10 protein-coding genes are annotated in these 14,338 nt (G+C 59.1%); 5 read left to right on the top strand and 5 right to left on the bottom strand.

The window, feature by feature from the left end; translation table 11 throughout:
• Window positions 1-120 precede the first annotated feature (120 nt).
• Together B5D49_RS11560 and B5D49_RS11555 are read left to right on the top strand one after the other, a co-directional pair.
• Entirely contained in the window at window positions 121-999 is an 879-nt protein-coding gene (locus tag B5D49_RS11560) for a TatD family hydrolase (protein WP_078717866.1), read from the top strand.
• A 122-nt stretch (window positions 1,000-1,121) separates the two neighbouring features.
• Complete coding sequence (locus tag B5D49_RS11555; RefSeq protein WP_078717865.1) at window positions 1,122-1,448, top strand: DMT family transporter; 327 nt, start codon at window positions 1,122-1,124, stop codon at window positions 1,446-1,448.
• A gap of 82 nt (window positions 1,449-1,530) precedes the next feature.
• Here B5D49_RS11555 and B5D49_RS11550 read toward each other — a convergent pair whose 3' ends face one another.
• Window positions 1,531-2,868, bottom strand: a complete 1,338-nt coding sequence (locus tag B5D49_RS11550) for a sensor domain-containing diguanylate cyclase (protein ID WP_159447216.1) — start codon at window positions 2,866-2,868, stop codon at window positions 1,531-1,533.
• A gap of 769 nt (window positions 2,869-3,637) precedes the next feature.
• On the opposite strand from B5D49_RS11550, the gene B5D49_RS11545 reads away from it, so the two are divergent.
• Complete coding sequence (locus B5D49_RS11545; RefSeq protein ID WP_078717857.1) at window positions 3,638-5,179, top strand: YifB family Mg chelatase-like AAA ATPase; 1,542 nt, start codon at window positions 3,638-3,640, stop codon at window positions 5,177-5,179.
• A gap of 290 nt (window positions 5,180-5,469) precedes the next feature.
• Here the strand turns inward: B5D49_RS11545 and B5D49_RS11535 are convergent, their stop codons facing one another.
• From B5D49_RS11535 to B5D49_RS11520, 4 genes are all read right to left on the bottom strand, one after another.
• Window positions 5,470-7,137, bottom strand: coding sequence for an AMP-binding protein (locus B5D49_RS11535; protein ID WP_078717855.1), 1,668 nt, complete (start codon window positions 7,135-7,137; stop codon window positions 5,470-5,472).
• A 121-nt stretch (window positions 7,138-7,258) separates the two neighbouring features.
• Window positions 7,259-7,810, bottom strand: a complete 552-nt coding sequence (locus tag B5D49_RS11530; RefSeq protein ID WP_078717854.1) for a helix-turn-helix domain-containing protein — start codon at window positions 7,808-7,810, stop codon at window positions 7,259-7,261.
• 94 nt (window positions 7,811-7,904) lie between these two features.
• Complete coding sequence (locus tag B5D49_RS11525) at window positions 7,905-9,551, bottom strand: AMP-binding protein (protein ID WP_078717853.1); 1,647 nt, start codon at window positions 9,549-9,551, stop codon at window positions 7,905-7,907.
• A gap of 12 nt (window positions 9,552-9,563) precedes the next feature.
• Complete coding sequence (locus B5D49_RS11520; protein WP_078717852.1) at window positions 9,564-10,133, bottom strand: helix-turn-helix domain-containing protein; 570 nt, start codon at window positions 10,131-10,133, stop codon at window positions 9,564-9,566.
• Window positions 10,134-10,472: 339 nt separating this feature from the next.
• On the opposite strand from B5D49_RS11520, the gene B5D49_RS11510 reads away from it, so the two are divergent.
• Both B5D49_RS11510 and topA read left to right on the top strand, forming a co-directional pair.
• Window positions 10,473-11,540: a tetratricopeptide repeat protein gene (locus B5D49_RS11510; RefSeq protein WP_144019453.1), complete on the top strand. Its 1,068-nt coding sequence runs from the start codon at window positions 10,473-10,475 to the stop codon at window positions 11,538-11,540.
• 118 nt (window positions 11,541-11,658) lie between these two features.
• The gene (gene topA / locus B5D49_RS11505) at window positions 11,659-14,067 is read left to right on the top strand and encodes a type I DNA topoisomerase (protein WP_078717850.1); all 2,409 of its coding nucleotides are present in this window, start codon (window positions 11,659-11,661) and stop codon (window positions 14,065-14,067) included.
• Window positions 14,068-14,338: the final 271 nt, after the last annotated feature.

Here is a 14,338-nt window from a genome sequence, read left to right as displayed (position 1 = left end):
GGAAAGGGGGTCCAGGGGGAAGAACCTTTCTTCAGAAAGGTTTTCCCCCTGGTCGCCGAAGGCCGTCTTGTTGTCCCTGCGCTTGCGCTTGCCGTGAGATCGCGCTACCCCTGGCACGCCATGAGTCGAAAGAAGAAAAAAAGCCGCCCTGAACCGGAGACGTTGGAACTGCCCCTTGGGGGTGTGGACTCCCACGCGCATTTGGACATGCGGGAAAGCGGCATGGACCAGGATGGTCACGAGCTGCCCGATGATCTGGACGAGATTTTGGGAGCAGCGCGTCGGGCGGGTGTTTCCTGTGTGGGCAATGTGTTTCTTGGCCCTGAGGCCTATGAGCGGGGCAAGGCGCTTTTTGCCGACCGGCCGGAAGTGTTTTTCATTCTCGGCATTCATCCCACCAGTGCTTTGGACTACACCTTTGCCCGCCTGGAGCGGATGCGCGAACAGTTCCGGCAGGATGTGCGGCTGCGTGCCGTGGGTGAGATCGGTCTGGATTTTTATTGGGACGATGCCCCGCCCGAGGCCCAGGAAACCGCGTTGCGCGCCCAGCTCGGTCTGGCCCGTGATCTGGAACTGCCCGTGGTCATCCACAGCCGCGACGCAGAAGACCAGACATTGCGCATTTTGGATGAGGAAGACTTTTCCGGGCGTCCTCTGCTCTGGCATTGTTTTGGACGCGGTCCGGAATTTGCCGAGGCCGTGCTTTCCCGTGGCTGGCATCTGAGCATTCCAGGTCCGGTCACGTATCGTAAGAATGAAGCCCTGCAACGGGCTGTGGCCATGATCCCCATGGATCGGCTGCTCGTGGAAACGGACAGCCCCTACCTGGCTCCCGAGCCTTGGCGCGGCAAACGCAACCATCCCGCGCTCTGCGCGTTCACGGCAGCAAAGATTGCGGAGATCAAAGGGCTTGATCCCGCTACAGTGTGGGTTCAGGCCGGGAAGAACGCCTGTCGTTTCTTTGGATTGCCGGATCCCTGTTCGCAGGCTGCTTCCTGAACCGTTGAGCCGCGCCCTTGCTGCGCTGCGTTCAAACGCTGCTCTGCCGCAAGAACGCTTCCCTGCATGGCCAGGAATACGGCGGATTTGCCGCTGGGAAGAATTTCCAGCATACTCGGGTCATGCACTACCTCTATCTGCTTATCGCGATTCTTTGCGAAGTGGCGGGAACATCCGCCCTGGAAGCCTCCCGGCAATTCACGCGGCTTGGTCCCTCGTTGTTGGTGGTAGGTGGATACGCGGCCGCGTTTTATTTCCTTTCCCTGACGTTGCGGGTGGTCCCGGTGGGCGTGGCCTATGCCATTTGGAGCGGCATGGGTGTGGTGCTTATCGCCTTGGTGGCGCGCATCGTGTACGGACAGCGCCTGGATGTTCCGGCCATTCTGGGCATGTCCCTGATTGTTGCAGGCGTAGCCGTGATCCGGCTGTTTTCCAAAACCGGAGCATGATCGGCTCGTGATGCGGCTGTTTTGCCCAAGGGCATGATGCCCGGGGAGCCGGGCGCGTTAGCCAGGGGCGAGCGTTGCCCGATCATTGGTCCTGGTCGGTTTCGACTTTGTTTCGCCCAGCTTTTTTGGCCCGGTACAAGGCATCGTCGGCCCTTTTCAGCAGGCTTTGCACTGTTTCCCCGCTTCGCAGCCCGGCAACTCCGATGCTGACGGTGAACTGCACCTTGCCGTTGTCCTTTTCAAGGATGCAGCGTTCCAGGTTTTGCCGCAACCGTTCGGCTGTCTCGGTTCCTGTGTTGAGCGCCGTATGGGGAAGCACTGCGGAAAATTCCTCGCCCCCGAACCGGCCAAAGATATCTGAGGACCGCAGGGAGTTCTTGCAGACCTCCACGCATAGCTGAAGCACCGCATCCCCGACGGTATGACCGTGCGTGTCGTTGATCGACTTGAATCGGTCGATATCGAGCATGAGCAGGCAGAGGGGCGTCTGATATCGCCCGCTCCGTGCGGTTTCCTCTTCAAGCCGTTGCATGAAGCTTCTTCTGTTGTCTGCGCCGGTAAGCGGATCCGTTGACGCCATTTCCCGGAGTTTTTCCTCCATTTTGACTCTGTCGGACACGTCCCGCACCACCGCGTAGATGCGCCCGGCCGCGTTGTCCGGGTAGGACATCCAGGAAAAATATTTGTAGGTTCCTTGCTTGGTGCGATAACGGTTCACGAAATCCACCAGTTTTTTGCCTTGGTCGAGCAGGCTTGCCGCGGCCAGGGTTTCCTGCACGTCATCGGGATGCACAAAATCCAGCCACTTCGTGTGCAGCAATTCCTGCTCACTCCAGCCGAGCACCTTGGTCCAGGCCGGGTTGATTTCCTTGAGATATCCGTCCATTCCGGCGACGCACAGCAAATCGAGCGAAAGTTCGTAAATCCGCTCCCTGTCCTTTTGGGCCAAATACAGTTCGGTCAAATCCTTCACATTAATGGCGGCAAAGCGGATTTTACCTGTTTCGTCGGAAACGGGATGATAGGTTATGTCCACATACCGTCTTTCTCCATTGGGGAGGTTGGTCCAGGTGGCTGTTTTGCCGATCTGACCTTTGAAAACCTTTTGCAGATTTGGCCAGGTCACGGAGTCATAAAATTCCTTTCCCAGCAGTTCCACGGAGCGTTTTCCGAACATTTCCCGTTCCGACATGCCGAACATCTTCTGCATGGCCGCGTTGACCATGCGGTACCGGCCTTTTCCATCCACCAGCGTGATGGCGTCCGGGGTGCTGGAGATGATGCGTTCATGCAGTTTGAGTTCCTGGATCAGGTGTTCGTTGGCCATCCAGACCAGGCCAAAGGAAACAAGGATCTGGAGCAGGATCGTTATGAGAAAGGCCAGAGCGTGAATGACTCCTGCGGACATGAAATTCCGCATGGTTGTCTCGTCGAGAACCCACCATCCCCGCAGCAGCGCAAACGCTACAAAAAGAAAGAACACGCCTGCGATGAGTTGTTGCGGCAACTGCGTTCGCCGGCTGTTTTTCCGGAGCATGCTCTTGATGCACAATCCCGAGAGAAGCGCCAGACAACAGCTGATTCCGAAAACGCGTGCCGTGATCGAAGGGGAGAGGTAGGTGTATATGAAAAAAGCAATGCTGCCGAGAGCCACCACCACCGTGGCGAGTCCCCGGTCCTTTATTGGAAGAGATCGGAATCGTTGGATACCTTCGTTTACCGTGGCAAATCCCGCTAGCAGGAGGGAATTTGCCGCAACGATCGACAGAGCGTCAGAAATCGCCCCCCGGAATCCGATCAGCAGAAAGCCGAACCCCATTGCCACGAATCCGAGACCAACAACCTTCAGGCTTTGAAATGATCTATGGGACATTCCAAAAAGAATAAGCCCGGCTCCGAAACAAAACGAAGACAGAACGGTTATGAAGGCAAGGGTGCGTACATCAAGCCCGATGAGCGACATTGCTTGTTTTTCTCCTCATTGTATGATTGGCATATACCAATCAAAAAATCAATGGAGAGGAAGTGTTGCCTGTTTTTTGGAGAAATTTGCGGACGCGGAGCAGCATGGCGGACAGAATCTCGGTGGGTTCCGGGCGGAAATCCCCATCAGCTTCCGCGGTTGCCCTTGTGCAGTTTGCTCAACCCCTATATCGTACCGCAAACACCACAAAACGATAGAGATTCTCATGATAGCCAAAGTCTCCTGCGCTGCGCTGCTCGGTATCGACGCCTTTGAAGTGACTCTGGAAACGGACCTGACCCGCTCCGGCCTGCCCGCCTTCACCCTGGTGGGCCTGCCCGACGGCGTGGTGCGCGAGGCAAAGGAACGTGTGTTCACGGCCCTGCGTAACCGTGGATTCAAGCTCCCCCCCGCCCGCATCACCGTGAACCTGGCTCCCGCGGACGTGCGCAAGGAGGGCAGCGGCTATGATCTGCCCCTGGCCCTGAGCCTTGGCGCGGCGGCCGGTTGGCTGGATCCGGCCTTGCTCAGCGGATGGTACATGGCCGGTGAATTGTCCCTCACGGGCGAACTCCGGCCTGTTCCCGGGGTGTTGCCCATGGCGGTGCGGGCGCGGGAGGCCGGTGCCGAGGGCTTGATACTGCCCGAGGAAAACGCGGCCGAAGCAGCCGTTGTCCAGGGGTTGCGCGTCTACGGCCTGCGCGATTTAGGGCAGGTCGTGCGATTTGTGACCGGTGAGGAATCCGTGGAACCGGCGCGGGTGGATGTGGATGCGCTCTGGCAGGAACGACGCGAATTTCTTGTGGACTTCAGCGAGGTCAAGGGACAGGAACATGCCAAGCGCGCCGTGGAGATCGCTGCGGCCGGAGGACACAACCTCCTATTCATCGGTCCGCCCGGATCAGGCAAAACCATGCTGGCCCAGCGCATTCCCACGGTCCTGCCGCCTTTGGTCTTTGATGAGGCGCTGGAGGTGACCAAGATATATTCCGTTGCCGGAGAGTTGCCGCGCAACCGCTCCCTGATGGTGGCCCGGCCCTTCCGCAGCCCGCATCACACCATTTCCGATGTGGGGCTTGTGGGCGGCGGGCATTATCCCCGGCCCGGAGAAGTTTCCATGGCCCATCGGGGTGTGCTTTTTCTGGATGAATTGCCGGAATTCAAGAAGCACGCCCTGGAAGTTTTGCGCCAACCCCTGGAGGACGGCACGGTTTCCATTTCACGTTCCCTTGTGACGCTTAGCTATCCTGCGGACTTCATGCTTGTGGCGGCCATGAATCCCTGTCCGTGCGGCTACCTCGGGGATGAACGCCATGAGTGCACCTGTTCGCGCCGAAGCGTGGACAATTACCGGGCGCGGCTTTCCGGCCCGTTGTTGGACCGCATTGATCTTCAGGTGGAAGTGCCAGCCGTACCCTGGAAGGATCTGCGCCAGGCCGGGGGCGGTTCGGATTCCGCTGGTATGCGGGAGCGGGTGCTGTGCGCCAGGGACATCCAGGCCCAGCGGTTCGCGGATCTTCCCGCGCATCGCCGCATCCACACCAATGCCCAACTGAGCGGATCGGCCCTGGAGCACCATTGCGCCCTGGACGCAACCGGCCAGGAATTTTTGGGCCAGGCCGTCAAGCGGCTGGGACTCTCGGCCCGGGCCTACACGCGTATTCTACGCATTGCCCGCACCATCGCGGACCTGGATGGTCGGCCGGACATCAGCACCCCCCAATTGGCCGAGGCCATCAACTACCGGACGTTGGACCGGGAAACCTGATACTGGAAACCGCTTTGCAGCTCCCTGCGTTGTTTTGTTCCGCAGTTCGGTTTTCTGGCTTGCCTGGGGCTGAACACGTTGGGTCAGGCGTACCGGGCTTGGAACCGGGGGGCGAATAGGGGAGCCGTGGCGGCATGCCCCTGGGGGGTGGCCGGGGGATCGTAACGTAGGGTGCATGCTCCTGAAACAGAGAAAAGGGCGCCGTAAATGGCACCCTTTTTTGTACTGTTGAATCCCTTGAAAAACCGCATGAAAAAGGTGGTTTTCAAGAAAAAGTGTTAATCTTTTTGTCAGGATTTGGCACCGTATTTTTCCAGGTCGCGCAGGCGGATTTCCTTGCGTTTGATCTTCCCGGAAATGGTCTTGGGCAGCTCGTCCACGTATTCCACGATGCGTGGGTATTTATAGGGCGCCGTGACTTTTTTGACGTGGTTTTGGATGGACTTGGTCAGCCCTTCGGACGGCTCGTAGTCTTCCCCGAGTACCACGGTGGCTTTCACGGCCTGACCGCGGACCGGATCCGGAACACCGGTGACCGCGGCTTCCACCACGGCGTCGTGGGTGATGAGCGCGCTCTCCACCTCAAACGGTCCCACGCGGTAGCCCGAGGCCTTGATGAGGTCGTCGGTGCGGCCCAGGAACCAGTAGTATCCGTCTTCATCCATCCAGGCCTTGTCTCCGGTGTGGTAGTATCCGTCGAACATGACGGACGCTGTTTTTTCCGGTTCGTCCATGTAGCCCTGGAACAGCCCGAGCACGTCGCTGGGGTCGTTGCCTTGCTTGAGGCGGATGCAAATTTCCCCTTCCTCGCCCGGGGGGCAGGCAGCGCCCGACTCGTCCAACAGGGCGATATCCCAGCCTGGAGTGGGTTTGCCGATGGATCCCGGCTTCGGCTCCATGAAGGGGAAGGTGGCCATTTGCAGGCAGGTTTCGGTCTGGCCGTATCCTTCATAAATGGGCAGCCCGGTGGCCTGTTTCCAGGTGGTGAACACGGATTCGTTGAGCAGCTCCCCGGCGGTGTTGCAGTGCCGGAGTTTGGAAAGATCCCATTGGGAGAGGTCTTCACGGATCAGAAAGCGGTACACCGTGGGCGGCGCACAAAAGGAGGTGACCTTGTGTTCGCTGATCACGTCCAGCAATTCCGCGGGATCGAACTTGCCCCGGAAGTCCCAGACAAAGACCGTGGCTCCCGCCAGGAACTGACCGTAAAACTTGCCCCAAAGCGCCTTGCCCCAGCCCGTGTCCGAGAGGGTCAGGTGCAGTCCGCCGGGGTTGAGGTCATGCCAGTAGGCGGCGGTGGTGTAGTGTCCCAGAGGGTAGGTGTGCGAATGGGTCACCATTTTGGGCATGCCTGTGGTGCCGGAGGTGAAAAAGATGATCATGGGATCGTTTCCACCGGCCGCGTCCGCCGGGCGCGGTAATTCCGGCGCACCGCGTTGCATCAGCTCTTCGTAGTCGCTCCAGCCCTGGGGCGGGGTATCGCCTTCCACTTCCACGAGCACGCGGAAATCCGCGCCCCGTGTGCGGGCTTCTTCCACACGGGCGGTGATGCTGTTTTCACAGATCAGGCCTTTGATGTTGGCGTATTCGGTCCGCTCGGCAATGTCCTTGGCCGTGAGCAGGGAGGGGGAGGGAATGGGCAGTGCGCCGAGTTTGTGCAGGGCCAGCATGGTTTCCCAGAACTCCACGCGCCGGAACAGGATGAGCATGACGCGGTCGCCCTTTTTGATGCCTTGCTCGGCCAGGGAGTTGGCCAGTCGGCTGGACCGTTCACTGAGCCAGGCAAAGTCCAGGTCGCGGCGTTTTTTTTCCGGGTCCAGGTGCACCAGGGCGGGGCGGTGCGGATCTTCCTGGGCTACGGCGTCCACGAAGTCAAAGGCAAAGTTGTAGTTCTCCGGGACGTTGAGCTTGAAATCTTGTACAAATTGGTCGTAATCGGTGAATGTTTGTTTTTCCATGACGGATACTCCGTGGAGCGTTGTGATGTGTCGGGTTGGCACCGGGCGCGGGAGGGGCGCACGGGGTGATCGTACCGTTCCGGGCGGCAACGCCGGGGCTGGTCAAGTCTCCTGACCAACCCTAGAGAATCACGTCGAGGAAGTGGGCGGGCTTTTCGTCCAGTCCGCGGAGTCCGTGGGGGGTGCGGGAGTCGAAGTAGAGGCTGTCACCCGGTTCAAGCACTTCCACCTTGTCGCCGAGGCTCACTTCCAGGCGGCCTTCCAGCATGTAGATGAATTCCTGACCGGAGTGGCTGGTAAAGGTGACGTCTTTTTGCTCCTTGGGCGGGACCATGATCTTGAAGGGTTCCATGGCGCGGCCTTTGAAACGGTAGGCCAGATTCTTGTAATCGTAGTCCTTGCGCCGTTCCACGGTAAGCCCCTTGCCGTTGCGCACCACGCTGTAGGAGAGCAGGTGGGATTCCGATCCCGCGATGAGCGTATTGAGTTCCACGCCCGTGGCTTTGGCCACTTGCATCAGGTAGCCCACCGGGATTTCGGATTGCCCCGCTTCGTGTTGCTGCACGGTTTGCGCGTCAGTACCCACCACGTCCGCGAAGGCTTCCACGGAGAGGTCGAGGGCGTCGCGCAGGCCCGCGAGTCGCGGTGCGATTTCCTTGAAGGCGTCTTGCATTGTTCCTCCTGTGCCGGGGTCTCTCGGGCGGTTTCGGCCCGGGGTCCGGATATGATTGTCGCGGGCGGCCCGTCTGGAGCCGCCCGCGGACCGTCTATTGCATGGCTTGGGGGAAGAGTTCCTCCGCCATTTCGCGCAGTTTGTATTTTTGGATCTTACCACTGGCGGTCATGGGGTATTCTTCCACAAAAGCAATGTATTTTGGTATCTTGTAACGTGATATCTTGCCTCGGCAGAAGTCGCGCACATCCTCGGGGATCATGTCCACCCCGTCCTTGAGGATGATGAACGCGCCGATTTCCTCGCCGTATTTTCGGCTGGGTACGGCCGCGACCTGCACGTCCTGAACGCCTTCCATGGTGTAGAGGAATTCCTCGATCTCGCGGGGGTAGATGTTTTCCCCGCCGCGGATGATCATGTCCTTGAGTCGGCCCGTGATCACGAGGTAGCCGTCTTCATCAAAGGTACCCAGGTCGCCGGAGTGGAGCCAGCCGTCCTTGTCGATGGTTTTGGCCGTGGCTTCCGGGTTGTTGTAGTACCCTTTCATAACCAGATAGCCCCGACAGCAGACCTCGCCCTGCACGCCCGGCGCACAAGGCTCTCCGGTTTCCGGGTCCACCACTGAAACCTCCACCTCGGGCATGGGTTTGCCCACGGTTTCGGTCATTTTTTCGATGGGGTCGCCGATGCGCGTCTGGGTCATCACCGGGCTGGACTCGGTCAGGCCGTAGCAGATGGTGATGTCCTTCATGTTCATCACGTCCATGACCCGCCGCATCACCGGCACGGGACAGGGCGAACCCGCCATGATGCCGGTGCGCAGGCTGGAGTAGTCGAACCGGCTGAAACTGCGGTGTTCGAGCACGGCGATGAACATGGTGGGTACGCCGTAGAGTGCGGTACAGCGTTCGGAATCCACGCTGGCCATGATCAGGAACGGGTCAAACCCTTCCAGGATGACCATGGTGGAGGCGTGGCTCACGCAGGCAAGCACCCCGAGCACACAGCCGAAACAGTGGAACAGAGGCACGGGCAGGCAGACGCGATCCTTTTCAGTGAAGTGTTGGTTCTCACCGATCCAGAACCCGTTGTTGCCGATGTTGTAGTGCGTGAGCTGCACTCCTTTGGGAAAGCCCGTGGTCCCCGAGGTGTACTGCATGTTGACCACGTCGTGCGGGTCCAGTTCGTCCTGCCGGGCCTGGTATTCCTCGTCCGAGATCATCACGGACATGGCTTCCAGCTCGGGCATGGAGTACATGCCGCGGTGTTTCTCCTGTCCCAGGAAGAGCACCCGCTTGAGATGCGGATAGGTCTTGTTTTTGAGTCGTCCGCGTTCCATGGTCCGCAGTTCCGGCACCAGCTCATAGATGGTGCTGACGTAGTCAACGTCCCGGAACCCGTCGATAATAATCAGGTTCTCTGTTTCGGACTGCTTGAGCAGATAGTCCAGCTCATGGTTGCGGTAGTAGGTGTTCACCGTGAGCAGCACAGCGCCGATCTTGGCGGTGGCGAATTGAAAGGCCACCCAATACGGTACGTTGGTGGCCCAGATGGCTACTTTCTCGCCCCGTTTCACGCCCAGGGCCATCAGCCCCTTGGCCAGGGTGTCCACTTTTTCGGCAAACTCCCGGTAGGTTTGGCGGTAGTCGCGGTCCACGTAGACCACGGCTTCGTTGTCCGGGTAGTTTTCCACGGCCTCGTCCAGCAGCTGGCCGAGCGTTCGTTCTTTGAGTTGGCTCATGATCGCGTCCTCCTATTCCGGGAAGTAGATCACGGCGTAAATTTGGGCGGGTTCTCCTCCGGCCGCGCTCACGTGGTGCGGCACCACGGAGTTGTAATAGACGGAGTCGCCCTCGGTCAGAATGGTGGTTTCCTGGCCGTAGCGGATTTCCACCTGGCCGGAGACAACCACAATGAATTCTTCTCCCTCGTGGGAGGATAGTTTTACGTTTTCGGCGGATTCGGGTAGGATTTCAATAAAAAACGGTTCCATATGGCGATCGGACTTGCCGCGTCCCAGCGAATGGAAGCGCAGGGCGGCCTTGTCCTCGCCGGTGTGGTGCATGGTCAGTTCCTCGCGTCGCTCCGCAGCCCGCACCACCAGGGGGTCGCGTGAGACTTGGTCGTCCATGAAGGTGCCGAGCCGCACATCCAGGGCGCGGGCGATCTTCACGAGCGGTTGCAGCGAGGGGTAGAGGTCTTCTTCTTCAATGGCCCTGATAAAGGACTCGTCCAGTCCGGTGCGCTCTGCGAGATCCGCGCGCGTCAGTTCCGCTTTTTCCCGGTAGGAGCGGACTCTGCCCCCGACTTTCCCGTTTTGCATGAAATCCTCCTTTCGCGTGTTGTTGGCCGCCCTTTCCGCCGAGTCGGGGCGTGCCGTGCCTCACCTTTTCTCAAACCCGGTCTGCTTGTAAAGGGACCAGCGGCCTCCAGGCAAAGAAAACTGACCGGGTCGGGAGTGTATCCCAATAGTATGCGCGCTTATCAGATATGCTCTTGCTTGTCACATAAAACCTTGGCCTCCTTGCCGATTTTTTTGTGATCGCTGTTCACAACCCGTTGATTCAGCATAGGATATGGTTGCCTTGTGTACGGCCCGAGGGTACCGTCTTGCACGTGCTTGTTGTTCTTGTCCTTTTCGTTTTGCCGCTGGAGCGTTCCCATGGAAGATTCTTTCGATCCCGCTGCTGATTCCCGGTCCCCGCGGGTCGCCTCTGCGTCGGAGCCGCCTTCCTCTGCCAATCCTGATCCGGCGTCCGGCAATACCGCATCCCACACGGCTGATTCGCCATCCGCCGCCTCGGACAGGACTGGTGACGCGTTGGAGGAGCGTTCCGACATCCACGCCGCACCCGCATCCCCATCCGATGCAGGCGATTCGGGTCAGCCGAACCGCCCCGCCGCTGGCGAGGAGCCGGCCCTGCCCCTCAAGACGAATCCAAAGAGCGTGATCCAGGGCGTTTTTTCCAACCAGGAAATCCAGAACGTGGGTACCGGCACCACCAAACGCCGCAGCATTGCCAAGTCTTACTGGTTTGCCGCGGAGGGACCACATGGCACCGTGCAACTGCAACGCCTCAACGCTTCGCTGGTTCCTTCCGGAACCATTACTGAAATCCAGCGGGACGTGTTCCTGCGTGATTTCAGCACGGAACCGGAATTTTATCTGGAAAAGGTCTATCCCCGCATGCGTGAGTTGGAGCAGACCATCAGCCGCGCCGAGTCGGCCCGGAAAAAAGGGCAGGTATACAGCGCCGAATTCGAGTACGGCAAGGCGCTGACCATTGACGAGGACAATGTCCGGGCCAACTTCGGGCTGGGGCTGACGTATCTGGATCGGGGCGACACGGCCCGGGCCGACGATATTTTTCAGCGTCTGGTGCAGCTCGATGCCTCCTTCAATGAGGAACATAAGCATCTCTTTAACGAATTCGGCATCAAATTGCGGAAAAACGGTCTGATCGAACAGTCCGTGGAGTATTATGAACGCGCCCAGCGCATGGCGCCACTTGATGAGAATTTGTTCTACAACATCGCCCGCGCGTATTTTGAGCAGGGGGATTCCGACCGCTGCCTGCAGAATCTCACTTTCTGCCTGGAGATGAACCCCCGGCACGAGGCGGCCCTGGAGCTGCAAACGTATGTGGTTCGCCTTCTGGAACGGTTGGGCGACGAGCTGGGGGATCTAGAAAAAACCTCCGATCATGTTCAGGACGATTCCTCGGCGTGACGTGATTCTTTTTCCAATGCCGACGGATGGTTCCCTTTGCCGAACCGTTTCGGGCGCTTTGTTCCACTGCGGACCCGGCCTTGCCATGCGGCCGGGGGATGGGTATAGGCGAACCGTCATGACAAAGGATCTCATCATCGTAGAGTCTCCCGCCAAGGTGAAGACCATCAGCAAGTTTCTGGGCAAGGATTACCTTGTGGAAGCCTCTGTGGGCCATGTCCGCGACCTTCCCACCAAGGAATTGGGCGTGGACGAAGACAACGGCTTCGCACCGCGCTACCAGGTCATCAACGGCAAGGAAGATGTGGTCAAGCGGTTGCAGAAGGCCGCAAAAAAGGCCAAGCACGTCTTCCTCGCACCTGACCCGGACCGGGAAGGGGAAGCCATTGCCTGGCACGTGGCCGAGTTGATCCGTAAACAAAACCCCAACGTCAGCCGCATCCAGTTCAACGAAATCACGGCCCGGGCCGTGAAGGAAGCCCTGGAGCACCCCAAGGATCTGAACGGCAACCTGTTTGATTCACAGCAGGCCCGCCGCATTCTGGACCGGCTCGTGGGCTACAAGATTTCTCCCATTCTTTGGAAGAACGTGAAGCGGGGCATTTCCGCAGGACGCGTGCAGTCCGTTGCCCTGAAGATCATCGTGGAACGCGAAAAGGCCCGCCGTGCCTTTAAGCCTGAGGAGTACTGGCTCTTCAAGGCCCGGCTTGCCGGAGCCAATCCGCCTCCCTTCCAGGCCGATCTGTGGAAGATTTCCGGCAAAGCCGTGAAATCCCATCCCGTGCGAAATGCTGAGCAGGCTGAAAAACTGGATGCGCAGCTGCGCCAAAGCCCGTTTCTGGTGGACAAGGTCGAGGAGAAAGAACGCAAAAAGCGCGCTTTGCCGCCGTACATCACCTCCACCCTTCAGCAGGACGCCAACCGCCGCCTGGGGTACTCGGCCCGGCGCACCATGGGCGTGGCCCAGCGCCTCTATGAAGGCGTGGAACTGGGCGACAAGGGCGTTACCGCGCTGATCACCTACATGCGTACCGACTCTGTGCGCATCGCCAAGGACGCCCGCGACCAGGCCAAAGATATTATTCTCCAGCGTTGGGGCAAGGAGTACTATCCGGCCAAGCCCAACGCCTTCAAGTCCAAAGGCTCGGCCCAGGACGCCCACGAAGCCGTGCGCCCTGTTGACGCCTCCCTGGACCCGGAAACCGTGCGTCCCTTCCTGCCGGATGAGCAATACAAGCTCTATACCCTGATCTGGCAACGGTTCATGTCCTCCCAGATGGCCCCGGCCGTGTTCAAGGATACCGTGGTCACGGTCAAGGCCGGCTCCACCCTCTGGCGTGCCAAAGGCGAGCGGCTCCTTTTCCCCGGCCACCTTCAGGCCATGGGGCGCACCGGCCAGGAACAGGCCGTGGAAATGCCCAAATTGGCCCAGGGCGAGGAACTTGCAGTCCAGGAACTGACCAAGGAACAAAAATTCACCCAGCCTCCGGCCCGATACTCCGAAGCCTCGCTCGTCAAGGAATTGGAGGAAAAGGGCATTGGCCGTCCGTCCACCTATGCCAGCATCATTTCCACCCTGCGCGACCGCGACTACGTGCGTATGGAGGAAAAGCGCTTTGCGCCCACAGAATTGGGCTTTTTGGTCAGCGATCAGCTTTCCCAGCATTTCACCGAATTGATGGACGTGGAATTCACGGCCAACATGGAAAACCAGCTTGATGACGTGGCCCTGGGCAACCAGAACTGGACCGACCTGCTCAACGGGTTTGCCGGAGGGTTTTATCCCACCCTGGAAAAAGCCCGTACCGGCATGGCCAAGGCGGTCATGGATACGGGCATCAAATGTGAAAATTGCGGCAAGCCCATGGTTGTCAAGTTTGGACGCACCGGCGAATTCCTGGGGTGTTCCGGCTATCCCGACTGTAAGACCATCAAGAATTTCGTGCGTGATGAACGCGGCGAGATCAAGGTCGTGGATTCCCTGGAAGATGAAGACACGGGCGTGACCTGCGATAAATGCGGCAAGCCCATGGTTGTCAAAAGCAGTCGGCGCGGTGAATTCCTTGGCTGCTCCGGGTATCCGGACTGCCGTAATATTCTGAATTTTAAGCGCGATGACGATGGAAAAATCGTACCCCTGGCCCAGGAGGAACCCGAAGTCGTGGGCAAATGCCCGGATTGCGGACATGATCTGATCATCAAACGGGCGCGCACCGGCAGCCGGTTCATTGCCTGTTCCAACTATCCCAAGTGCAAGCACACCGCGCCGTATTCCACCGGCGTTCCCTGCCCCAACGAAGGATGCGACGGCGAACTCGTGGAACGCTCCTCACGCAGCGGAAAGATCTTTTATTCCTGTTCACGCTACCCCAAATGCGATTACGCACTCTGGAATTATCCTCTGCCTGGACCGTGTCCCGAATGTGGCCACCCTGTGCTGGTGCAAAAGCGCACCAAGGCCAAAGGCGACCATGTGGCGTGTCCGCAAAAAGGATGCGGATACGTGCTCTTGCAGGAAGAATCCTAGGCGAGTCAGGGTTGCTGGCCCTGTCGGGCTGAAAGGCATGCCTTCGGCAACCAGGAGGCCTGCCCCCCCTGGACCCCCGTTTACCGGTCTCGCGCTTGCGCGCGGCCGGGGGCGTGGGGTTATTCAGGTCAATGGGCGCGAATATGGCCCGCATTGGCCGGACAATGAAATCTGTTGCAGGCTCTTTCATCCGTGGTGAGAGTGAAACCCCGCATGCGGAACTATTGATCAATCTTTACCATTGATTACTTTTGGCCATGCATGGCGGCTC

The sequence above is a fragment of the Paucidesulfovibrio gracilis DSM 16080 genome, assembly GCF_900167125.1.
Classification (GTDB): Bacteria; Desulfobacterota; Desulfovibrionia; order Desulfovibrionales; family Desulfovibrionaceae; genus Paucidesulfovibrio; species Paucidesulfovibrio gracilis.
Note: the sequence above shows the minus strand (reverse complement) of the source record. Positions and strands in the feature narration are given on the sequence as shown.

Bases quoted from the DNA above. Each gene is read 5' to 3' on its own strand.
- B5D49_RS11520 (WP_078717852.1), bottom strand. From the start codon at position 10,133: ATGCAAAACGGGAAAGTCGGGGGCAGAGTCCGCTCCTACCGGGAAAAA.
- B5D49_RS11545 (WP_078717857.1), top strand. From the start codon at position 3,638: ATGATAGCCAAAGTCTCCTGCGCTGCGCTGCTCGGTATCGACGCCTTT.
- topA (WP_078717850.1), top strand. From the start codon at position 11,659: ATGACAAAGGATCTCATCATCGTAGAGTCTCCCGCCAAGGTGAAGACC.
- B5D49_RS11525 (WP_078717853.1), bottom strand. From the start codon at position 9,551: ATGAGCCAACTCAAAGAACGAACGCTCGGCCAGCTGCTGGACGAGGCC.
- B5D49_RS11555 (WP_078717865.1), top strand. From the start codon at position 1,122: ATGCACTACCTCTATCTGCTTATCGCGATTCTTTGCGAAGTGGCGGGA.
- B5D49_RS11530 (WP_078717854.1), bottom strand. From the start codon at position 7,810: ATGCAAGACGCCTTCAAGGAAATCGCACCGCGACTCGCGGGCCTGCGC.
- B5D49_RS11560 (WP_078717866.1), top strand. From the start codon at position 121: ATGAGTCGAAAGAAGAAAAAAAGCCGCCCTGAACCGGAGACGTTGGAA.
- B5D49_RS11550 (WP_159447216.1), bottom strand. From the start codon at position 2,868: ATGCGGAATTTCATGTCCGCAGGAGTCATTCACGCTCTGGCCTTTCTC.
- B5D49_RS11510 (WP_144019453.1), top strand. From the start codon at position 10,473: ATGGAAGATTCTTTCGATCCCGCTGCTGATTCCCGGTCCCCGCGGGTC.
- B5D49_RS11535 (WP_078717855.1), bottom strand. From the start codon at position 7,137: ATGGAAAAACAAACATTCACCGATTACGACCAATTTGTACAAGATTTC.